The organism is Amycolatopsis thailandensis, from assembly GCF_042723255.1.
Lineage (GTDB): Bacteria > Actinomycetota > Actinomycetes > Mycobacteriales > Pseudonocardiaceae > Amycolatopsis > Amycolatopsis thailandensis.
In genome coordinates this window covers 14,881-36,253 of record NZ_JBHXJK010000091.1, presented here as the reverse complement: position 1 = coordinate 36,253, position 21,373 = coordinate 14,881, and the positions used below count along the sequence as shown (strand labels likewise).

Genomic DNA, 21,373 nt, shown 5'->3' with positions numbered 1-21,373 from the left:
CAATGTGGCATTGGGGACGTTGAGCGTCCCCAATGCCACATTGGGGGCACTCGGCCTTTAAGGGAGTGGGGGCAGCGCCGGAGAGTCCAGCCAGGCATCGAAGAAAACGGTGAGTGACCGGCCGGCAAAGCGTTCAGCCAAAGCGACGAAACCAGCGGTAGTGACCAAACCGTGCCGGTTCTCCATCGCCCAGGCCTTCACCAGCGGGAAGAAGACCTCATCGCCGACGAAGGAACGCAAGGCGTGCAACAGAAGGCCGCCGCGTTTGTACACTCGCTCGTCGAACATCCGCGACACCCCGGGGTCGGCGAGGCGCAGGTCCGCGGGCTTCGCCTTCATCCGTGCGTGCCACGTCTTCGCCCACGCGTGCGCGGTCTGCCCGCCGGATTCCTCGGACCAGAGCCATTCCGCGTACGTCGCGAAGCCCTCGTTCAGCCAGATGTGCCGCCAGTCGGCGACGGTCAGGCTGTTGCCGAACCACTGGTGCGCCAGTTCGTGCACGACGAGCCGTTCGTGGGTGCGCCGCCCGTCGACGTGGTTGGCGCCGAAGATCGACATGCCCTGCGCTTCGATCGGGTCGTCGAGGTCGTCGTCGGTGACCACGATGACGTACTCGCCGAAGGGATACGGCCCGAACAGTCGTTGCAGCGAGTCCATGATCTTGCCCTGCCGGCCGAAGTCGCGCGAAAAAGCCCGGCGCAGGCGGGGTGGCACGGCGGCCCGTTGCGGGACGGAGGCGAGCACGGAATCACCGTCGAGGCTGATCCGGTACGCCGAAACCGAAGGCTGCGAAAGCCAGCTGGGCTGCGGACCCGAAACCAGTTCGACGTCGTCGTACCGTCCGATTTGGACGCTCATCAGATACGTCGGCGTCGGCTCCGGGCGCTCGAAGACCCATCGGGTGGTGCTCGCGCGTGAAAGGCGCGACACCAGGTTCCCGGTGACGGCCACGAGATACGGCGAAGACGTCGTCAGTGCGACGCGGTAGGTCGCCTTGTCCGCCGGATGGTCGTTGCACGGGAACCATGACGGCGCCCCGACCGGCTGGCTCGCGACGAGCGAGCCGTCGGTCAGTTCGTCCCAGCCGATGTCGCCCCACAGCCCGGGAAGCGGCCGCGGGTTGCCGACGTAGTGGACCTCCACCAGGAACTCGCTGCCGACCGCGATCGACTTCGCCGGTTTCACCTGCAACTTGTGCGCACGCCGCGTGTACTTCGCCGGTTTCCCGTTGACCAGGACGCGGTTGATCCGGAACTCGCCGAAGTCGAGTGTGAACCGCGACAGCGCCTGTGTCGCCTCCGCGGTGATGGCCGCGGAGGCCGACAGCCGGTTGGGACCGATCTTGTAGTCCAGCTCCAGATCGTAGTGCCGGACCCGGTAACCGCCGTTGCCGTGACGGGGCAGATAGGAGTCGCCGGAGGTGTCCGCGCCGGGCGAGGGCTGCGCGGAGGCCTTCGAAATCACCCGCGAAAGACCCCGCTTCCCATTGTTTCCGTCAGTGAACCCGCGGCCGCGATCGACGTCGGCAGGGCGCTACCTGGCAGAAGACCGTCTCGGTGAGCGGACAGGGCGCCCTGCCACCGCGATAGCGGTGCCTTCGGCCGGGGCGGGTTCACCTTCGCGGTCACCATTCCGAACACACCTCAGCTCCGCCAACTGTCTCTACTTCGTCCAGGCCGAGATGGGATTCCCGAGCCAGCGCGAGTCGGCGGGAACCGCGTCGCCCCGGGTCACCAGAGACCCCGGTCCGACGGTCGTCCGCGCGCCGATGCTCGCGCCAGGCAGCACGATACCGTGCGGCCCGAGCGTCGCTCCCTCGTCCAGGGTCACCGGCGACATCGTCATGATCCGGTCGTGGAACAGGTGCGTCTGCACGACACAGCCGCGGTTGATCGTCGCGCCGTCGCCGAGGCTCACCAGGTCCGACTCGGGCAGCCAGTACGTCTCCAGCCACACGCCGCGGCCGATCTTGACGCCCATGGTCCGCAGCCACGCCGGAAGCAGCGGCGTGCCGCCGAGCGAACCGATCAGCCACGGGACGGCGAGTGCCTCGACAAAGGTGTCGGCGAGTTCGTTGCGCCAGACGAACGAGCTCCACAGCGGGTGGTCGACCGCGCGGAACCGGCCGACGAGCAGCCACTTCATCGCGGTGGCGGTCAGCGCGGCGACGGCACCGGCGGCCAGCAGCAGCGGCCCGCCGAGCAGCACCGCGACCAAGAAGCCGTAGGACGACGCGAGCGCGAAGATCCCGGCGGCCACCAGCACGGTCAGCGCGACGCCGCACATCACCGGCACGATCCGGCACAGTTCGACAAGCGCGCGGGCCGCCTTCAGCCGCAGCGGCGGCGTGTACGTGCGGCTCGTGTCGGATTCGCCGACCGACCGGCGGACCGGCAGCGGCGGCATCCCGAGATACGACGAGCCCTTCTTCGCCTTGAGCGGGGCCGACGACAGCACGCCGACCAGACCGCGCTTGGGCACCGAACGACCGGGCGCGGCCATCCCCGAGTTACCGAGGAAAGCCTGCTTGCCGATGCGCGCCGGCGCGACGTGCAGCCAGCCGTGGCCGAGTTCGTAGGTGGCGACCATGGTGTCGTCCGCGAGGAACGCGCCGCTGTCGACCTGGGTCATCTTCGGCAGCGCGAGGACGGTGGACGCCTCGACGTTGCGGCCGACCTTCGCCCCGAGCATCCGGAGCCAGACCGGGGTGAACAGGCTGGCGTACAAGGGGAACAGCCCTTCACGCGCCATGCCCATCAGCCGTTCGGTCGCCCAGACCTGCCACGCGACGCGGCCGTGCACGGGGTGATACCCCTCGACCATGCCGATGCTCAGCGAACGGACGCCGACGAGCACGAGCAGGGCGTACGTCAGGAAGTACGCGACGGTGGCGAGCGGCGTGAACAGCAGCGCCTGGCCGAGCGCGGCGCCCAGCGAAGGCGCGCCGGTGATCGCGTAGCCCAGCACCGCGACGGCGGGCAGGGCGGCGACGGCGGGCAGCAGCCCCAGCGCGACCGAAGTCGCGCCGTAGACCGACGCCCAGAAGCGCGAACGCGGCGGGCGGCTCTCGGGCCACTTCAGCGCGTCCTTGGCGGCGCGGGCGGCGGGGGCACCGGCCCAGCGCTGCCCGGCGGGCACGTTGCCGCGGACGGTCGACCCGGCCGCGATCTCCGAACCCTTGCCGATCCGCGCGCCGGGGAACAGCGTGCTGCGCGCGCCGATCCGCGCGTCGGCGCCGATCCGGATCTTGCCGATGTGCACGAGATCGCCGTCCACCCAGTGCCCGGTCAGATCGACCTCGGGTTCGACGGCGGCACCGCGGCCGAGTTTCAGCATGCCGGTGACCGGCGGCGGCGAGTGCAGGTCGACGTCCTTGGCGATCCGCGCGCCGAGGGCCTTGGCGTACGTCGTCATCCAGGAAGCGCCCGCGACACTGTCCGCGCCGCTGAACTCCGCGAGCTTCTCGGCCGTCCACAGTCGCAAGTGGACACTCCCGCCGCGCGGGTAGCTGCCCGGACGGACACCGCGCAGCAGCAGCCGGGCACCGGTCGCCGAGATCGCGATCCGGCCCGCCGGGCTGAACAGCGCGATCCAGGCGGCGGCGATCCACGCCCAGTGCACCGTCGGCGCCCAGGCGAAACCGGCCAGCGACAGCACGTTCGACAGCGTCGCGGCGATCGTCGTCCAGCGCAGGCCGACCAGGCCTATGAGCGGGATCATCAGCAACGACTGGATGATCCCGGCCTTGCGCGGTGTCGGCGCGACGTCGCGGCGTTCGGTCTTCTCGCCGCTCAGCGCGTCCAGCATCGACGCGAGCGCGCCGAGCTTCGGGTTGGCGTAGATGTCGCTCACCGACACCTGCGGGTGCCGGGTGCGGATCCGCGCGATCAGCTGCGCGGCCGTCAGGCTGCCGCCGCCGTTGGTGAAGAAGTCGGCCTTCGGGTTGTCGACCGAGACGCCCAGGATTTCCGCCCAGCCTTCGGCGAGCCAGCTCTCCGTCGGCGACAGACCGGATTTCGCGGCGTCCACAGTGGACAGCGGCCAGGGCAGCGCGTTGCGGTCGACCTTGCCGGAGGTGCGCGTCGGCAGGTCTTCGACCAGCGCCAGCAGCGGGACGAGCGCGGCGGGCAGCTGCTCGCGCAGGCGCGTCGCGGCCTCGTCGTGGTCGAAGGCGACCCCGTCCGCGGGCACGACATACCCGACGAGCACCTGGTTACCCGCCTTGGTGCGGCGGATCGCGGCCGCGGCGCCCTGCACACCGGGCAGAGCCTGGAGCGCGGCGTCGACCTCGCCGAGTTCGATGCGGCGGCCGCCGAGCTTGACCTGCTCGTCGAGCCGCCCGAGGAACAGCAGGCCCTCGGCCTCCGCACGGACCATGTCACCGCTGCGGTACGCGCGGCGCCAGCCCAGCGAGGGCAGCGGCGCGAACTTCTCGGCGTCCTTCTCCGGGTCCAGGTAGCGGGCCAGGCCGACGCCGCCGATGACCAGCTCGCCGGTCTCCCCCATCGCGACCGGCTCGCCCGCCTCGTTGACCACGGCGAGCTGCCAGCCCGCCAGCGGCAGGCCGATCCGGACGGGTCCCTCGCCGGTCATCTGCGCGGCGCAGGCGACGACGGTGGCCTCGGTCGGGCCGTAGGTGTTCCAGACTTCGCGGCCTTCGACGGCGACGCGCTCGGCCAGCTCGGGCGGGCAGGCTTCGCCGCCGAAGATCAGCAGGCGGACGTCTTCGAGCGCGTCGGCGGGCCACAGCGCTGCCAGCGTCGGAACGGTCGAGACGACGGTGATGCCCTGCGCGACCAGCCACGGGCCGAGGTCCACGCCGGTGCGCACGAGCGAACGCGGCGCCGGCACCAGGCAAGCGCCGTGCCGCCAGGCGAGCCACATCTCCTCGCAGGACGCGTCGAACGCGACGGACAGGCCGGCGAGCACGCGGTCACCGGGGCCGATCGGCTCCTCGGTGAGGAACAGCTGGGCTTCGGCGTCGACGAAGGCGGCCGCGGACGCGTGCGAGACCGCGACGCCCTTCGGCTTTCCGGTCGAACCGGAGGTGAAGATGATCCAGGCGTCGTCGGTCGGCGCGGGGGCGCCTTCGATCCCGCCCGGCGAGCCGAGCACGGTGATCGCGCCGCCGTCGGTGAGGACGGCGGCGACGTCGGCCTCACCGAAGACCAGTTCGGCGCGCTCCTCCGGGTCGTCCGCGTCGACAGGCACGTAGGCGGCGCCGACGGACAGGATGGCGAGGATCGCGACGTAGAGCTCCGCGGTGCCGGAGGAGATCCGGACGCCCACACGGACGCCGACGCCGACGCCGTTGGCGGTCAGCTTGCGGCCGTAGGCGTCGATCTCCTCGACGAGCTTGCGGTAGGACAGCGTGGTCTCGCCGTCGTCGATCGCGCCCGCGTTGGGGTGGCGGGCGGCGGTCTCGGCGAGGATGTCGATCAGGGTGCGCTCACCGGCGCCGAGACCGGACCAGAAGAGGGCGCGGTCGGCGACGGGAGCCGGGGACGGGGCGACGGTGACGTCGGCGACACAGGCGATCGGCCGCGAATCTGCGGTCAGTGTCATCGGCTCATCACCGCGGACAGAACAAAGCCATGGGCGCGCAAGCCCATCACACACCTTTCGCGAAGTGCGTCATTCGGGCTCGCTCTCCGAATGAGGCGCCCGCCAGCAGACCGTCCACTTTACCGCAGGTGGACGACATATCTCGGGAGGATCTCGACAGAGTGTCGAACCTCACCGGGGGCACGCCGAATGCCGAGGTCATCGACGTGCCCACCCAGTGAACTATTCACCTACATAGTGGGAATTCAGCGAGTCTTCGGTTTTCCGGCCGCTTTTCCGCCGACCTTCGGCCTTTGCTTCTTTTCGCGTACCCGCACATTCACCCGGACGGGGCTGCCTTCGAAGCCGAATCGCTCACGGAACTTGCGTTCGATGAACCGCCGATAGCCCGCTTCGAGGAATCCGGTGGTGAAAAGGACCAGCGTCGGCGGCCGAATGCCCGCCTGGGTCGCGAAGAGCACCTTCGGCTGCTTGCCGCCGCGCACCGGCGGCGGGGTCGCCGCGATGAGGTCGGCCAGCCAGCCGTTCAGCTGACCGGTGGGAACCCGCTGGTCCCAGGACTTCAGCGCGGTCCGCAGCGCGGGCGCGAGCTTGCGCACGGACCGGCCGGTGAGCGCCGAGATGTTGACCTTGTCCGCCCACGGCACCCGCACCAGACCGCGGTCCAGTTCGCGGACCATGGCGTGGCGGCGGTCCTCGTCGACGAGGTCCCACTTGTTGAACGCGAGCACGCACGCGCGGCCCGCCTCGACGACCATAGTCAGCACGCGCAGGTCCTGCTCGGACAGCGGTTCGGCGGCGTCCAGCAGCACGATCGCGACCTCGGCCGCGTCGATCGCGGTCTTGGTCCGCAAGGAGGCGTAGTACTCCGCGCCGTTGGCCGAGTTGACGCGCTTGCGCAGGCCCGCCGTGTCGACGAACCGCCAGGTCTCGCCGTCGAGCTCGACCAGCGAGTCGACCGGGTCGACGGTGGTGCCGGCGACCGAGTCCACGACGGACCGCTCCTCGCCGGAGAGCTTGTTCAGCAGGCTGGACTTGCCCACGTTCGGCTTGCCGACCAGCGCGACCCGGCGCGGACCGGCGGTGGCGCGTTCGCCGTCGCGCGGCATCGACGGCAGCGACTTGACGATGGCGTCGAGCAGGTCGCCCGAGCTGCGCCCGTGCAGCGCGCTGACCGGGTACGGCTCGCCGAGGCCGAGCGACCACAGCGACGCGGTGTCGGCGAGCAGGCGGTCGTCGTCGACCTTGTTGGCGGCGAGCAGCACCGGCTTCTTCGAGCGGCGCAGCACCTTGGAAACGGCCTCGTCGGTCGCCGTCGCGCCGACACTGGCGTCGATCACCAGCAGCACCGCGTCGGCGGTGGCCATCGCCATCTCGGCCTGTGCGGCGACGGAGGCCTGCAACCCGGTCGCGTCCGGCTCCCAGCCGCCCGTGTCGACAAGGGTGAACCGGCGGCCCGCCCAGAAGGCGTCGTAGGCGACGCGGTCCCTGGTCACGCCCGGGACATCCTGCACGACGGCCTCGCGGCGGCCGAGGATGCGGTTGACCAGGGTCGACTTCCCGACGTTCGGCCTGCCGACGACGGCGAGGACCGGCTGCGCGAGCTGGGCCTCTTCCTCGGCCTCGCCCGCGGCGATCTGCGCGTCCAGCGCGGTGAATTCGGACTCGTCGGACCAGGAGCCGTCGATCTCGCCGACTCCGTCAAGCTCTGTCATCGCTTACTTCACATTCTGTCGCGTGTCTTGGGAGCCCGTGCTCCAAGCGCCATTCGTCCAGTGCCTTCACGAGGTCCGCGAGCGCGATGCGAAGCCGCTCGGTTCCCTCCTCCAGCCCTGTCCTTCCCTTCCCGATCGCGGGAGTGAAAGGTTCGCCGACCAGGATGTCGACGCGTGGCCGCCAGCGCCTCTTGGCACCGGCGGGTTTGTACGTCCCCCGAGTGGCGACCGGAACCACGGTCGCGTTCCCGGCGCGGACCAGGAAGGCCACGCCGCGCTCGAAGTTTTCGGCGTCACCGAGGCCGCGGGTGCCTTCGGGGAAGATCCCGACCGCGCCACCGTCCTCGAGCACCTTGACCGCCGCCATCAGCGGCTTGCGGTCCACCGCGCCCCGTTTCACCGGGATCTGGCCCAGTTTCGGGAAGAACCAGCCGACGAAGCCCTTGAAGAGCTCCGCCTTGACCAGGAACGCGGTGCGCCGCGAGAACATTCCGAACAGCAGCGCCGGTTCCGCCATCGAGCTGTGGTTGGCCATGAACACCACCGGCCCGGACGCCGGGACCCGCTCGGCACCGTGGACCCGGACCCGGAACGCGGGCCGGACGATGAACTTCGAGATCCCCCGGCCGAAGGTGTGGAACGGGTCGCTCGCGCCCTCGGGCAGTCCTTTCGCGCTCACCGTGCGACCTCGGCGGGGCAGCCTTCGAGAAGTCCGCGGTGCAGGGCCAGTTCCGCCAGCGCGACGATCACCTGGTCGATGTTGAGCGCCGAGGTGTCCACCTCGACGGCGTCTTCGGCCGCGCGCAGCGGCGACGCCGCCCGCGTGGAGTCCAGGCGATCGCGTCGTTCCACCGCGGCCTTCGCACCGTCCACGGTGGACTCGCGACCGGCGGCGGAGTCCTGCGCGCTGCGGCGGGCGGCGCGGACCTCGGCCGAGGCGGTGAGGAAGATCTTGAGCGGGGCTTCCGGCGAGACGACGGTGCCGATGTCGCGGCCCTCGACCACGATGCCGCCGACCCGGTCGAGCACCTCCGCGATGATCTCGCGCTGCCGGGTGACCAGCAATTCGCGGACGGCGGGGACGGCCGAAACCGGCGACACCGCGGTGGTGACGTCCGCGCCGCGGATCTCGGCGGAGACGTCCTCACCCGCGAGGGTGACGGTCGCTTCGTCGGGGCTGGTCCCGATGCCGAACTCGGCTTTCCGGGCGACGTCGGCGATCGCGTCCGCGTCGGCCAGGTCCGTCCCGGCGCGCAGGACGGCGAGGGTGATCATGCGGTACATCGCGCCCGTGTCGAGGTAGCCGGCGCCGAGCTTCGTCGCGAGCTTCCGCGAAACCGTGGATTTCCCGGTTCCGGACGGGCCGTCCATCGCGACCACACCACGCAGGGCTCCCGCCACCGAAACTCTCCTCAGCTCATCCGTCGCTCATCTGATCGACGTCCATTCTGCCTGGTGACGAACGACACGCCTCGACCGCCCACGGCGAAGTGGCCATATCCAGACTCTAGCAACGCTAGACAAGCTATCGACACTATTGCTAGCGTCCGCACTGTTCCTAGCACCGCTAGCTTCCGGAGTCGGAGACCATGACCAGAATCAAGATCGCTTACGCCCTGTCCATCGCCCTCGTGCTCTTCGTCCTCTACTTCGGCACCGGTTACGTGTTCTTCCCGGAGACCCAGACCGGCGGCTTCGGCCTGCCGGTCATGCCGTCGAAGGGCGACCCGTTCCTCGCGATCAAGGGCGTCCGGGACATCGGCACGGCGCTCGTGCTGCTCGCGCTGCTCCTGCTCCGGAACGTCCGCGCGGTGGGCTGGGGGCTGCTGGCGCTGGCGTTCATCCCGATCGGCGACATGCTGATCGTGTTGACCCACAACGGTTCCCCCGGAGCCGCGTTCGGCATCCACGGCGCGACGGCCGCCCTGATGGTGGTGATCTCGGCGTTGTTCCTGATCCGCCCCGCGCAAAACGGACAGTGAGTTATCGTTGTTCACGTGAACGTCGAAGTGACCCCGCTCCCTGGAATAGGCGTCCGTAAGGACTTCGCCACCCGTCACGGCCGTCGTGTCGGTGTGGTGACCCATCGCGATGGACACGTCGAACTGATCGTGTCCAAAACGGACGATCCCGACGCCTGCCTGGCCTCACTTCCGCTCACCACCGACGAGGCGGGCGCGCTGGCGAACCTGCTCGGCGCGCCCCAGCTGGTCGCCCAGCTCACCGAAGAGCACCGGGACCTGCCTGGCATCAACACCAAGCAGCTGCCGATCAAGGCGTCGTCGCCGTTCGACGGGCGGACGCTGGGCGACACCGCCATGCGGACGCGGACGAGCGTCTCGGTGGTCGCGGTGATGCGGGCCGGTCAGGTCCACCCCTCCCCCAACCCGGACTTCAACCTCACCGCGGGCGACGTGCTCGTCGCGGTCGGGACGTCCGAGGGACTGGAGGCCGCCGTCAAGATCTTGAAGTACGGCTGATCGCGGATGGATCACACCGCACTGTCCTTGATCGAACTCGGGGCGGTCTTCTTCGGGCTGGGCGCGTTGGGACGCCTCGCCGGGAAGATCGGGATGTCCCCGATCCCGCTGTACCTGATCGGCGGCCTGTGCTTCGGGCAGGGCGGGCTGATCCCGCTCGGCGACATCGGCGACTTCACCCACCTCGCCAGCGAGATCGGTGTCGTCCTGCTGCTGCTCCTGCTGGGCCTGGAGTACTCGGCGGCCGAACTGTTCACCGGGCTGAAACGCTCGTGGATGGCGGGCGTCGTGGACATCGTCCTCAACGCCGCGCCGGGCGCGATCGTCGCGCTCATCCTCGGCTGGGGACCGATCGGCGCGATCGTCATGGCAGGCGTCACGTACATCTCGTCGTCCGGGATCATCGCGAAGGTACTCGGCGACCTGGGGCGGCTCGGTAACCGGGAAACGCCGGTGGTGCTGTCGATCCTGGTGTTCGAAGACCTGGTGATGGCGCTGTACCTGCCGATCCTCACCGCGGTCCTCGGGGGCGTGAGCTTCCTCGGCGGTTTGAAGGCCGTCGGGATCTCGCTGATGGTGATCACGGTGGTGCTGGTGATCGCGCTGAAGTTCGGCCGGTACGTCTCCGCGGCGGTGGACAGCCCGGACCGCGAGGTATTCCTCCTCAAGGTCCTCGGCGCCGCGCTGCTGGTGGCCGGTGTCGCCTCGGCGATGCAGGTGTCGGCGGCGGTCGGCGCGTTCCTGCTCGGCATCGCGATCTCGGGTTCGACGGCGGAGAACGCGACGCACATGCTCGAACCGCTGCGGGATCTCTTCGCGGCCGTGTTCTTCGTCGTGTTCGGGCTCAACACCAACCCCGCGTCGATCCCGCCCGTACTCGGCTGGGCAGTCGTCCTGGCGGTGGCGACCACGCTCACGAAGGTCGGCACCGGCTGGTGGGCCGCGCGAAGACAAGGCATCGGGAACATGGGCCGGGCTCGTGCCGGAGCGGCGCTGGTCGCCCGAGGCGAGTTCTCGATCGTCATCGCCGGGCTGGCGGTGGCGGCGGGCGCGGTGACCGGCGAACTCGCGGCGCTCGCGACGGCGTACGTGCTCCTGATGGCGATCCTCGGCCCGACGGCCGCGCGGATCGTGGAACCGGTGGCGCGCGCTTTGCAGCGGAAGCCTTTCGGGTCGAAGAGCCCCGCCTCGCAGACCGGCTGACCTTCGGGTCGCCTCAAGTACATGAAGGCCCCTTCCTTGCGCTAGACGTAAGGAAGGGGGCCTTCATGTACTTCACTGAGCCGAATTGTGACGACCGGGGGTCCGTGAAGGCCTGGTGCAGGCCATCGCCTTCCGCCGGGTGCAGCCCTGGCGGGAGAGGGTCGCGAAAGCCACTTTCGCAACCCTCAACGTTGTGAAAGCCACTTTCGCAACACCGGGCGCCGGGCAGCACGGGGTCGCACGGGTCGTGAGCGGCGACGGCGATTACGGAGAGATGGCGTCCGCGATCCGCCGGTCGGCTTCTCCGGTCCCTGTTCCCAATGTCGCATTCGAGACGTTCAGCGACTCGAATGCGACATTGGGGACATCGTCGCCGAGACCACGCCACCTTCGCCTTGCCCCACGCCACTCTCGACCACCCGACCCCTCAGTCCCGGCGCCCCACTCACCTGAAGTACATGAAGGCCCCCTTCCTTGCGCTAGACGTAAGGAAGGGGGCCTTCATGTACTTCAGCGGTGTGACTACTGGTGCACCTGGGGCGACTTGGCGATCGCCAAGTCCGTGAAGAGCCCTAGCCGCGCTCAAGCCCCGAAACAGTGGCGGGAGCGATCTGCGCCGGAGCCACCGGAAGCGCCGCCGGAACGGCCGACGGACCCGAGCCCACCACAGGCAGCGCCAGCGACGTCTTGCCGAGGTCCACCGTGATCTTCGGGTACTGCGACGGGCCCGAGATGAACGAGCCGTCCGTCCCGCCGATGATCAGCGCGAGCTGATGTCCTCGCGGGACGACATGATCCGTACTCGCCAGCCGGAACGTCATCGTGTACGGCTGCCCCGGCGTCAGCGGCGACTCCTGGCTGAGCGAGCGGTAGTTGGCCAGATCCGCCCAGCCGCGGCTGATGATGTTCAGCCCCACCGAGACCGAGTCGGTGCTCGTGTTCAGGTAGCAGGCGTCGTTGCCCGTCGCGCTCGAACCCCAGCACGACTGGGTCAGCTCGTTCTTGATGCCTTCCTTGGGCCCGGTGTAGTTCCGGATGGTCGCCGGGCCGTAGTCCACCAGGATCGCCGAGAGCCGCGCGGTGGACGTCGACGGCGTCGCGGTCACAGTCACCTTCGCCGTTCCGGAGACCTGGAGGTCCTTCGCGAGCGCGCCGGTGCTGAACAGCACGCGCCCGTTCGAGGTCTCCGTCGGCCGCGCGGCCCAGCTGTTCGAAGACTGGCCGGAAGAGTCCGTGAACGACGCCGTGCCCGTGCCCGCGGTCGTGCCGAGCGTGCCGACGCCCGGAGTGCCGCCGGAAGCGGGCCGCAGGGTGACGGCGCTTCCCGCCGGCCACGCGGGCTGGTCCACCCAGACGTCGGGCTCACGCTCCACGCTCGCGCCCGGCGTCTTCTCGATGCCGTTGTCGACACCGAGCAGGTAGTGGTCGAACCACTTGTGCAGGGTGTCGACCCACGCCGAGCGCCGGTAGTCGAACGGGTCGACGTGGCCTGCCTGCGTCAGCCAGATCTTGCGCTCGACGTTCAGCGCCTCCCACCACTGCCCGAAGTTGATCGTCTTGACGTTGAGGTCGCCCAGGCCGTGCGAAGCGAGAACGCTGGCCTTCACCTTCGAGGCGCTCTGGACGTAGTCCCGGTCGAGCCAGAACGCGTTGTAGTCGCCGTTCGAGGTCGCGCCCGCGGTGAGTTTCTGGTTCGCCGCAGCGCAATTCTGGCCACCGTTGCGCTGGGACACGGTCTGCGCCAGCCCCGCCGGGCTGCCCTGGCGCAGGCTCGCGCCGTCGGAGCGGTAGTAGTCGTACCAGGAGCTGATGGCGCCGATCGGCACGATGGTCTTGAGCCCGTCGACGCCGGTCGCGGCGACGCCGTTGGCGACCGTGCCGTCATAGGACTTCCCGATCATGCCGACCGCGCCCGTCGACCACGACGCGTTCGTCCTGGCCGAACCGGTCGCCGTCGTGTAGCCGTTCGCCCGGCCGTTGAGCCAGTCGACGACCTTGCGCGCCGAGTTGATGTCCGAAGGCCCGCCGATGTCCGTGCAGCCGCGGGACTTGTTGGTACCGGCCAGATCCACCAGGACGACGGCGTACCCGCGGGGCACGAAGAAGTTGTCGTAGTAGAGCGGGAACCCGACCGGCCTGCCCGCCGAGTCGTAGGTCTTGAGCTCGCTCTCGTTGCCGCGACCGCAGCACGAGTAGTACGGGCTCGCGTCCATGATGACCGGGACCTTCTTGCCCTGCGCCGCGGCTTCCTTCGGCCGGATGATGTCGGCGGCGACCCGGTCGGAGCGGCCGTCGCCGTCCCCGTCGAGGCCGATGTCGACCCAGGCCGTCTCGCGGACGGCCTGGGCGAAGTCGTAGACCGGTTCGCTGCCCCGCGGTTTCGCCGCGGACTGCGGCGCCGCGACCACCGCCGCGGCCACCGCCAAAATCCCTGCCAGCACGACTCTTTTCACGGTTGAGCCCTTCCCCGTCGGCTGAAAGCCCGTCAGAAAGAGCTAAACGCGATCATCGCGAACGCAGTAGAGCGGAAAGTCGTGGTTACAGATCGACGGCGCGGTAGAGCGAGCCGACCTCGCCCCGGTTCAGCCGCCGGATCGAGCCCGACCGCTGCGCGCCGAGCTGGACGTCGCCGAGCGCGGTCCGGACCAGTTTGCGCACCGGGTGACCGGTGGCCGCCATCAGCCGCCGCACGATGTGCTTGCGACCTTCGTGGATGACCAGTTCGATCTGGGTCCGCCCGGCCAGCATGTCCTTGACCCGGAACTGGTCGACCTTCACGATGCCGTCCGGCAGCTCGAAGCCCGCCCGCAGTTCCTTGCCGAGTCCACGCGGGACGATGCCCTCGACCTCGGCGAAGTAGGTCTTCAGAACCTGGAACGACGGGTGCATCAGCCGGTGGCCGAGGTCTCCGTCGTTGGTGAGCAGCAGGAGGCCTTCGGTGTTCTCGTCGAGCCTGCCGACGTGCACGATGCCGGGCGTCTCCTCGTACCGGCCGCGCAGGTAGTCGCCGACGCACGGGCGGCCGCGGTCGTCGCTCATCGTGCTGTGCACGCCCTTGGGCTTGTTCAGCACGAGGTACACGAGGTCCTCGCGGACCTGGACGCGGGTGCCGTCCACGTGGATCACGGAGTTGTCCGGATCGACCCGGCGGCCGAGTTCGGTGACCACCTTGCCGTCCACGCTCACGCGACCGCGCACGATCAGGTCCTCGGCCGCGCGCCGCGAGGCGACGCCGGCCTGCGAAAGGACCTTCTGCAGCCGAATGCCGTCGGGATGCGGGTCAGATGTCATCGATGGTGTCCACTTCGGGTAGCAACGGAGCGATGGGCGGAAGGTCGGCCAGGGACGACAGGCCCAGTCGCTCCAGGAACAGCTCGGTCGTCACGTACAGCGTGCCAGTGGTTTCGGGGTCGGTCCCCATCTCCTCGATCAGGCCGCGCGCGAGCAGCGTCCTGATCACCCCGTCCACGTTCACACCCCGGACGGCGGCGACCCTGGCCCTGGTCACCGGCTGCCGGTAGGCGATCACGGCGAGGCTCTCCAGTGCGGCTCGCGTCAGCTTGGAACGCTGGCCGTCGAGCAGAAGCTTCTCCACGAACGGGGCATAGACGTCCCTAGTGTAGAACCGCCACCCTTCGCCGACTCGGCGCAGGTCGATTCCGCTGGTCCGGTCGGTGAACTTCTGCGACATCGTGCGCAGCGCCACGGTCACCCGCGACACGGGCTGGCCGACCGTCTCGGCGAGCGACTCCTCGTTGATCGGCGAGTCGACGACCAGGAGCAGCGCCTCGAGAGCCGCTTCGAGTGCCTCGTCGGAGGTGACGTCGGGGTAGTCGCCGTCACCGGCGGCCACGAGCCCTTCGTCGGCGGGCGGCTCCGGCTCGGCGACAGGAGCCTCGGTCGTGTCCGGCTCCGAAGTCTCTTCGGGCTCCACCGGGCTCGCTTCGGTGTTCTCGGTCTCTTCGGTGTTCTCCGGGCTCACCCGTACTCCTCGTCCTCGACGGCGGCGCGGTCGTGTTCGGCCGCCACCGACGCCTCCGCCACGGACCCGCCGGTCCAGCGCACGTACAGTTCGGCGAGCGCCTCGAGCTGCTCGAACTGGACCGAGGACTCCCGGTACAGCTCCAGCAGCGCGAGGAACCGCGCCACGATCTCGACGGTGTGCTCGCAGTCCTCGACAAGCTCGCTGAAGGTCGCTTCGCCTCGTTCCGCGAGCTTGAGCCGCAGCAGCGCGGCGTGCTCGCGCACCGAGACCCGTCCCATGTGGATGTGCGCGATCGACACCGTCGGCGGCGGCTTCGGTTTGAAGACCGCGACCGCGATCTCGGAGAACTTCCCCACGTCGACGCCGAGCATCACCTCGGGCAGCAAGCCCATGAACCGGTCTTCGAGCGCCACCGAGCGCGGGTAGCGCCGCAGCGCGCCGGCCTCCAGCTCGCCGAACAGGGCCGCGACCTGCTTGTACGCCCGGTATTGCAACACCCGCGCGAACAACAGGTCCCGTGCTTCGAGCAGAGCGAGGTCGTCTTCGCTCTCCACCTCGGCGGCGGGCAGCAACCGCGCCGCCTTCAGGTCGAGCAGGGTCGCCGCGATGACCAGGAACTCGGTCGTCTCGTCGAGGTTCCATTCCGTGCCGAGCGCGCGGGTGTAGGCGATGAAATCGTCCGTGACCCGGTGCAGCGCGACCTCGGTGACGTCGAGCTGGTGCTGCGAGATCAGCTGGAGCAGCAGGTCGAAGGGCCCCTGGAAGTTCGCCAGGTTCACCTTGAACTTGGACGTGCTCAGCTCTTCACTGGCCAGTCCTTCGGGGACCATCCCGCCGTGCACGGTTTCGTGCACGACAGGGGTCTCTTCTGCTTCTGTCCGCTCGACCGGCTCCGGGCCGCTGGGAGCAGCCGCGGCCGGGTCGTCCATCAGTTCTCGGTCTCTTTCCCGTCCTCGGCGCCCGCCCGCAATCGCTGGACGAGTACCGACTCCTCACCCGCCGCGTCGAAATCGGCCAGCAGGACGGCCACCGCCTCGCGGACCAGCCTGCCGCGGTCGAGCACGAGCCCGTGCTTCGCTCGGAGGTTCAGCCTGGCCTGCTCCATCGCCAGCAGTTCGTCGCCGGAGACGTAGACGGTGATCTTCGCGTCGTGCTTGGTCCGCCCCGAACCGCTGCGCGCGGCGCGGGTCAGCCGGTCGTTGTGCGCTGTCTCGTCCCCGGAACCGTTCCCGTCGCCGTTCCCCGTCGAGGGGGCGGGCTGCGCGGGCGCGGGCGGGAGATCGAGGGCCGGGCTGGAGGTGATCCTGAAGAGTTCGGACGCTCCGGGCAGGGAAGCTCGCCTGCTCACCGAGCGATCACCTCACGTGCCAGCGCGCGATAGGCCGCCGCGCCGGCTGATTTGGGAGCCCACGTCGTGATCGGCTCGCCCGCGACCGTCGTCTCGGGGAACCGCACGGTGCGGTTGATCACCGTGTCGAACACGGTATCGCCGAATGCCTCCACCACTCTCGCCATGACCTCCTTCGAGTGCAGGGTTCTCGGGTCGTACATGGTGGCGAGAATCCCGGTGATGTCCAGTTTGGGGTTGAGGCGTTCCTGCACCTTCTCGATGGTGTCGATCAGGAGCGCTACGCCTCGCAGACTGAAGAACTCGCACTCCAGCGGGATGATCACACCGTCCGCGGCGGTCAGTGCGTTCACCGTCAGCAGGCCTAGCGAGGGCTGGCAGTCGACAAGAACATAGTCGTAGTCGTTCATGACCGGACGAAGGACCCGTAACAAAGTGTGTTCGCGCCCTACCTCTGCGACCAACTGGACCTCGGCCGCGGACAGGTCGATGTTGCTCGGCAGCAGGTCGACGCCGTCCACGCGGGTCTTCCGGATGACGTCGGTGATGCTGACCGAGCGCTCCATGATGACGTTGTAGACCGTCTGGTCCAGCTCGTGCGGCTGAATGCCGAGGCCGACCGAAAGCGCGCCCTGGGGATCGAAGTCGACCAGCAGCACCCGGCGGCCGCATTCGGCGAGCGCCGCGCCCAGGTTGATGGTCGAGGTCGTCTTGCCGACGCCGCCCTTCTGGTTGCACATGGCCATCACGAGTGCGGGGCCGTGCCGTTCCAGCGGCGGCGGATCGGGGATCTCGCGATACGGACGGCCCGTCGGGCCGATGGCGTCGACGTCGCGTTCCTGCTGCTTGGCTTCTTTGGCATCTTTGGCGCGCTTGGCCTTGCGGCCGCGGGAAGAGATCGTGTCCTCCGACGGTTCGTCGCCGTCGTGTTCGGCGGGGGTTGCGATGGTCACCTGGCTGAGGCTCGCGGCAGCCGAACCGGCGGACGCGGACGGCTTCGCCGGCTCGTTCGGTGTCGACATAACGCGAAAGCTCCTCTTCGGCAGGATCCTCGGCAGCCTATGCGCGATTCGCGAGTCGAGCCAACGAGGCACGCCGGGATCGACCGGGTCGATTAGCCGAGCGCGCGGGGATGTGCTGTCGCGTAAACCTCGCGGAGCGTGTTGACCGTGACCAGCGTGTACACCTGGGTGGTGGTCACCGAAGCGTGGCCGAGCAGTTCCTGTACGACGCGGACGTCAGCGCCGCCTTCGAGAAGATGCGTCGCGAAGGAATGGCGCAACGTATGCGGGGAAACGCCCGCCGTGATGCCCGCGGATTCCGCGGTGTCCTTGAGGACCTGCCACGCGCTCTGCCGGGACAGCCGGGAGCCGCGCGCGTTCAGGAACATCGCCGGCGTCCCCCGGCCATGGACGGCGAGCGCCGGCCGCGCCCGGACGAGATACGCGTGCACCGCTTCGAGCGCGGGGCGGCCGATCGGCACGATGCGCTGTTTGCCGCCCTTGCCGTCGAGCAGCACCGTCCGTTCCGCGTCGTCGATGTCGTCGACGTCGAGCCCGACGGCCTCGGAGATCCGCGCGCCGGTGGAGTAGAGCAGTTCCAGCAGCGCCCGGTCCCGCAGCGGCCGTTCGCCCTCGGGCGACGGGGTTTCCAGCAGCTTAAGCACGTCACCGACCGGCAGCGCCTTGGGCAGCCGTTTGGCCGCCGCGGGCGGACGGACCTCGCGGGCCGGGTCGTGCTCGGTGATGCCGTCGGCGTGCGCGAACTTGTGCAGCCCTCGCACCGCGACCAGCGCGCGAGCGGCCGAAGAGGCGGCAAGCGGCTGATGGTCTTCGTCGCCTTCGCGCAGCGCGGCGCCGAACGAGGTGATGTGCGCCGAGGTGACGTCGGCGAAGCGCTCGACGTCGGCGCCGCCGAGATACGCGGTGTACCGGCGCAGGTCGCGGGAGTAGCTGTCGAGGGTGTTCCGCGCGGTTCCGCGCTCGACCACCAGATGGTCGAGGTAAGCGGCGACCACCTGGGCGACTCCGGCACCGCCAGCCCGTGACACACGGACACTCTAGGACCACCGGGACCCGTTCGGGTGTTCGCCGCGCGTACCCGCGTCAAGGGTGTGAAACGGGCTACCTTGGGACCATGTCCCAGCAACCGGACCCGGAGGAGATGCGCGTCGGCACCGCCGAGCGCGAAGAGGCGGCGCGCCTGCTCGCCGACCACTACAGCCAGGGGAGGATCACTCCGGACGAATACGAGGGCCGCGTTCTCGCCGCGTACGAGGCCGTGACGTTCGGCGAAATCCGGCCACTGTTCCAGGACCTGCCCGCGCCGCATCCCGCGTACCTGGCGCCGCCGCCACGTTTCGAGCCGCCGCCGTTCGTCCCCGTCTACCAGCAGCCGGCCGTGCTCCTGCCGTACTCGCCGAAGTCGAAGGTCGCCGCCGGGGTGCTCCAGATCGTGCTGCCGTTCGGGATCGGGCGCTTCTACACCGGCCACGTCGGGATCGCGCTCGCCCAGCTGGCGGTCGTGGTGTTCACGTGCGGCATCGGGGTGGTGTGGCCGATAGTGGACGGAATCGTCCTGTTGGCGAACGGTGGCACCGACGCGCAGGGACACCGTCTCCGCGACTGAGCTCCTCCGCCCAAAGAACGTCATGAGGGGTCCCCATAGGACATATTTCGTCCTAAGGGGACCCCTCATGACACGAGACGCTAGAGGCCGCGTGAAGCGAACTTCGTCGGCCGGGTCTCCCAAGGAGCGTCCGAGGGCCGCGAAGAAGCCGCCCCCGAAAGCACCGCGTGCGCGGCCAGCACGCCGCCGACGGTCGCCCCGTTCACCAGCTCGCCGCCCAGGGCCATCCGGACCGCCTCGGCGAGCGGGAACTTCCGCATGACGAGGTCGGCCTCCTCCTCGCCGAGGACCTCCCTGTCCACTTCGGACAGTTCACGGGCGAGGTAGACGCGGACGACCTCGTCGGTGAAGCCGGGCGACGCCGCGACGTCGACCAGGGTCTCCCAGCGCTCGGCACTGAGCCCGACCTCCTCGACCAGCTCGCGTTTCGCCGCGCCGACGGGGTCCTCCCCCGCCTTGTCGATCAGCCCGGCGGGCAGTTCCCACAGCCGCCGGCCGACCGGATGGCGGTACTGGTGGATCAGCGTCACCATGCCGTCGGCGTCCAGCGCGACGACGGCGACCGCGCCGAGGTGTTCGACGACCTCACGGCGGGCGGTGCCGCCGCCGGGCATCACGACCTCGTCGACCCGCAGGCCCACGACCCGTCCGATGTGGACGTCCCTTGTGGACGCGACGGTGAACTCGTGCTTGCCGGGCTCGGTCACCGGGCTCCCGTCTGAGCGGCCTCGGGCAGCTCGACCGGCAGCCGCTCGGCGACCTTGCGGTCCACGACGGCCTTCACGAACGCGCTGAACAGCGGGTGCGGACGGGTCGGGCGGCTCTTGAGCTCCGGGTGCGCCTGGGTACCGACGAAGAACGGGTGCTTGTCGGCGGGCAGCTCCACGAACTCGACCAGGTGGTCGTCGGGCGAGGTGCCCGAGAACACCAGACCGGCGTCGGAAAGGCGCTTGCGGTAGGCGTTGTTGACCTCGTAGCGGTGACGGTGCCGCTCGGAGACCTCGGTGCTGCCGTACGCCTTCGCGACCTGCGAGCCCGGCTTGAGCTTCGCGATGTAGGCGCCGAGCCGCATCGTGCCACCCATGTCGCGCTCGCCCGCGACGACGTCGCGCTGGTCCGCCATCGTGGAGATGACCGGGTTCGGGCCGTCTTCGAACTCGGCCGAGTTCGCGTCCTTGATGCCCGCCAGGTTCCGCGCCGCGTCGATCACCATGCACTGCAGGCCGAGGCACAGGCCCAGCAGCGGCAGCCCGTGCGTCCGGGCGTAGGCGATGGCGCCGACCTTGCCCTCGATGCCGCGGACGCCGAATCCGCCGGGCACCAGTACACCGTCCACATCGGACAGTGCGGCGGCCGCACCGGCCGGGGTCTCGCACGAGTCCGACGGGACCCAGGAGATCTGGACCTTGGCACGGTGGGCGAACCCGCCCGCGCGCAGCGCCTCGGTCACCGACAGGTACGCGTCCGGCAGGTCGATGTACTTGCCGACGAGCGCGACCCGCACCGTCTCGGACGGGTTGTGCACGCGGTCGAGCAGGTCGCCCCACACGGTCCAGTCGACGTCGCGGAATGGCAGCCCGAGACGGCGCACCACGTAGGCGTCGAGCGCCTCACGGTGCAGCACCTTCGGGATGTCGTAGATCGACGGAGCGTCGGGGCAGGCGATGACGGCCTCGGTGTCGACGTCGCACATCAGGCCGATCTTGCGCTTGAGGTCCTCCGGCAGCTCACGGTCGGCGCGGCAGACGAGCGCGTCGGGCTGGATACCGATGTTGCGCAGCGCGGCGACCGAGTGCTGGGTCGGCTTGGTCTTCAGCTCGCCCGACGGGGCGAGGTACGGGACCAGCGAGACGTGGAGGAAGAAGCACTGGTCGCGGCCGACGTCGTGGCGGACCTGACGGCAGGCCTCCAGGAACGGCAGCGACTCGATGTCGCCGACGGTGCCGCCGACCTCGGTGATCACGACGTCCGGGCTGTTCCCGTCCTCGTCCGCGCCCGCCGCGGCGGTGATCCTGGCCTTGATCTCGTCGGTGATGTGCGGGATGACCTGCACGGTGTCGCCGAGGTACTCACCGCGGCGCTCCTTGGCGATGACCTCGGAGTACACCTGCCCGGTGGTGACGTTGGCCTTGCCGTCGAGAGCCCGGTCGAGGAAACGCTCGTAGTGCCCGATGTCCAGATCGGTTTCGGCGCCGTCGTCCGTGACGAACACCTCACCGTGCTGGAACGGGTTCATGGTGCCTGGATCGACGTTGAGGTACGGATCCAGCTTCTGCATCGTGACCCGGAGCCCACGTGCGGTAAGGAGCTGACCCAGGCTGGAAGCCGTGAGTCCCTTACCCAGAGAGGAGGCAACGCCTCCGGTGACAAAGACATACTTGGTAGCCCGCGACTGAAGTCCCACGGGCTTCCACCTTATCGCACGCCCGCCGGAGCGCTCACCGGCCAC

General features: G+C 69.4%; 18 protein-coding genes. 4 read left to right on the top strand and 14 right to left on the bottom strand.

Features of this window, described 5'->3' with window-relative positions; genetic code table 11:
- Positions 1-57: 57 nt before the first annotated feature.
- The 5 genes from ACFWMR_RS29685 to cmk form a co-directional block, all read right to left on the bottom strand.
- Positions 58-1,464, bottom strand: coding sequence for a M1 family metallopeptidase (locus ACFWMR_RS29685; protein WP_093934377.1), 1,407 nt, complete (start codon positions 1,462-1,464; stop codon positions 58-60).
- Positions 1,465-1,662: 198 nt separating this feature from the next.
- Entirely contained in the window at positions 1,663-5,565 is a 3,903-nt protein-coding gene (locus ACFWMR_RS29680; RefSeq protein WP_378380753.1) for a Pls/PosA family non-ribosomal peptide synthetase, read from the bottom strand.
- Between the two features lie 245 nt (positions 5,566-5,810).
- Entirely contained in the window at positions 5,811-7,280 is a 1,470-nt protein-coding gene (gene der / locus ACFWMR_RS29675; RefSeq protein WP_093934380.1) for a ribosome biogenesis GTPase Der, read from the bottom strand.
- Positions 7,267-7,959 (bottom strand): lysophospholipid acyltransferase family protein, encoded by a 693-nt coding sequence (locus ACFWMR_RS29670; RefSeq protein WP_378380752.1) that lies wholly within the window; start codon positions 7,957-7,959, stop codon positions 7,267-7,269. Before ACFWMR_RS29670 ends, der begins: the two co-directional genes overlap by 14 nt.
- Positions 7,956-8,660 carry a (d)CMP kinase gene (gene cmk, locus ACFWMR_RS29665; protein WP_167406125.1) on the bottom strand — a complete coding sequence of 235 codons (705 nt, stop codon included), beginning with the start codon at positions 8,658-8,660 and terminating at the stop codon, positions 7,956-7,958. The genes ACFWMR_RS29670 and cmk overlap by 4 nt, the downstream gene beginning before the upstream one ends.
- Positions 8,661-8,869: 209 nt before the next feature.
- On the opposite strand from cmk, the gene ACFWMR_RS29660 reads away from it, so the two are divergent.
- Genes ACFWMR_RS29660 through ACFWMR_RS29650 form a run of 3 tightly spaced genes read left to right on the top strand, consistent with a single transcriptional unit; the run spans position 8,870 to position 10,963 of the window.
- Positions 8,870-9,262: a DUF4267 domain-containing protein gene (locus tag ACFWMR_RS29660; protein ID WP_378279012.1), complete on the top strand. Its 393-nt coding sequence runs from the start codon at positions 8,870-8,872 to the stop codon at positions 9,260-9,262.
- A gap of 15 nt (positions 9,263-9,277) precedes the next feature.
- Positions 9,278-9,760 carry a cation:proton antiporter regulatory subunit gene (locus ACFWMR_RS29655; protein WP_005153480.1) on the top strand — a complete coding sequence of 161 codons (483 nt, stop codon included), beginning with the start codon at positions 9,278-9,280 and terminating at the stop codon, positions 9,758-9,760.
- A 6-nt stretch (positions 9,761-9,766) separates the two neighbouring features.
- The gene (locus ACFWMR_RS29650; protein ID WP_093934384.1) at positions 9,767-10,963 is read left to right on the top strand and encodes a cation:proton antiporter; all 1,197 of its coding nucleotides are present in this window, start codon (positions 9,767-9,769) and stop codon (positions 10,961-10,963) included.
- A 572-nt stretch (positions 10,964-11,535) separates the two neighbouring features.
- On the opposite strand, the gene ACFWMR_RS29645 is transcribed toward ACFWMR_RS29650, so the two are convergent.
- The 7 genes from ACFWMR_RS29645 to xerD all read right to left on the bottom strand — a co-directional run bounded on the left by ACFWMR_RS29645 (position 11,536) and on the right by xerD (position 18,313).
- Positions 11,536-13,404: a Xaa-Pro dipeptidyl-peptidase gene (locus ACFWMR_RS29645; protein WP_378380754.1), complete on the bottom strand. Its 1,869-nt coding sequence runs from the start codon at positions 13,402-13,404 to the stop codon at positions 11,536-11,538.
- Between the two features lie 97 nt (positions 13,405-13,501).
- Positions 13,502-14,254, bottom strand: coding sequence for a pseudouridine synthase (locus ACFWMR_RS29640; protein WP_037303202.1), 753 nt, complete (start codon positions 14,252-14,254; stop codon positions 13,502-13,504).
- Positions 14,244-14,945: an SMC-Scp complex subunit ScpB gene (scpB, locus tag ACFWMR_RS29635; RefSeq protein WP_378380751.1), complete on the bottom strand. Its 702-nt coding sequence runs from the start codon at positions 14,943-14,945 to the stop codon at positions 14,244-14,246. Before scpB ends, ACFWMR_RS29640 begins: the two co-directional genes overlap by 11 nt.
- Positions 14,942-15,877, bottom strand: a complete 936-nt coding sequence (locus ACFWMR_RS29630) for a segregation and condensation protein A (protein ID WP_167406124.1) — start codon at positions 15,875-15,877, stop codon at positions 14,942-14,944. Before ACFWMR_RS29630 ends, scpB begins: the two co-directional genes overlap by 4 nt.
- Positions 15,877-16,296 carry a cobyrinic acid a,c-diamide synthase gene (locus ACFWMR_RS29625; protein WP_378380750.1) on the bottom strand — a complete coding sequence of 140 codons (420 nt, stop codon included), beginning with the start codon at positions 16,294-16,296 and terminating at the stop codon, positions 15,877-15,879. Before ACFWMR_RS29625 ends, ACFWMR_RS29630 begins: the two co-directional genes overlap by 1 nt.
- Positions 16,293-17,318, bottom strand: coding sequence for a ParA family protein (locus ACFWMR_RS29620; protein ID WP_093934388.1), 1,026 nt, complete (start codon positions 17,316-17,318; stop codon positions 16,293-16,295). Before ACFWMR_RS29620 ends, ACFWMR_RS29625 begins: the two co-directional genes overlap by 4 nt.
- A 92-nt stretch (positions 17,319-17,410) precedes the next feature.
- A complete protein-coding gene (gene xerD / locus ACFWMR_RS29615) occupies positions 17,411-18,313 on the bottom strand; it encodes a site-specific tyrosine recombinase XerD (protein WP_378278526.1) in 903 nt (300 codons plus the stop codon).
- Positions 18,314-18,432: 119 nt separating this feature from the next.
- On the opposite strand from xerD, the gene ACFWMR_RS29610 reads away from it, so the two are divergent.
- Positions 18,433-18,924: a DUF1707 domain-containing protein gene (locus ACFWMR_RS29610; RefSeq protein ID WP_378380749.1), complete on the top strand. Its 492-nt coding sequence runs from the start codon at positions 18,433-18,435 to the stop codon at positions 18,922-18,924.
- Between the two features lie 80 nt (positions 18,925-19,004).
- Here ACFWMR_RS29610 and ACFWMR_RS29605 read toward each other — a convergent pair whose 3' ends face one another.
- Together ACFWMR_RS29605 and ACFWMR_RS29600 are read right to left on the bottom strand one after the other, a co-directional pair.
- Entirely contained in the window at positions 19,005-19,631 is a 627-nt protein-coding gene (locus ACFWMR_RS29605; protein WP_093939046.1) for an NUDIX domain-containing protein, read from the bottom strand.
- Complete coding sequence (locus ACFWMR_RS29600; RefSeq protein ID WP_093939047.1) at positions 19,628-21,328, bottom strand: CTP synthase; 1,701 nt, start codon at positions 21,326-21,328, stop codon at positions 19,628-19,630. Before ACFWMR_RS29600 ends, ACFWMR_RS29605 begins: the two co-directional genes overlap by 4 nt.
- Positions 21,329-21,373 lie beyond the last annotated feature (45 nt).

Bases quoted from the DNA above. Each gene is read 5' to 3' on its own strand.
- ACFWMR_RS29620 (WP_093934388.1), bottom strand. From the start codon at position 17,318: ATGTCGACACCGAACGAGCCGGCGAAGCCGTCCGCGTCCGCCGGTTCG.
- der (WP_093934380.1), bottom strand. From the start codon at position 7,280: ATGACAGAGCTTGACGGAGTCGGCGAGATCGACGGCTCCTGGTCCGAC.
- ACFWMR_RS29680 (WP_378380753.1), bottom strand. From the start codon at position 5,565: ATGACACTGACCGCAGATTCGCGGCCGATCGCCTGTGTCGCCGACGTC.
- ACFWMR_RS29650 (WP_093934384.1), top strand. From the start codon at position 9,767: ATGGATCACACCGCACTGTCCTTGATCGAACTCGGGGCGGTCTTCTTC.
- ACFWMR_RS29660 (WP_378279012.1), top strand. From the start codon at position 8,870: ATGACCAGAATCAAGATCGCTTACGCCCTGTCCATCGCCCTCGTGCTC.
- ACFWMR_RS29640 (WP_037303202.1), bottom strand. From the start codon at position 14,254: ATGACATCTGACCCGCATCCCGACGGCATTCGGCTGCAGAAGGTCCTT.
- ACFWMR_RS29610 (WP_378380749.1), top strand. From the start codon at position 18,433: ATGTCCCAGCAACCGGACCCGGAGGAGATGCGCGTCGGCACCGCCGAG.
- ACFWMR_RS29630 (WP_167406124.1), bottom strand. From the start codon at position 15,877: ATGGACGACCCGGCCGCGGCTGCTCCCAGCGGCCCGGAGCCGGTCGAG.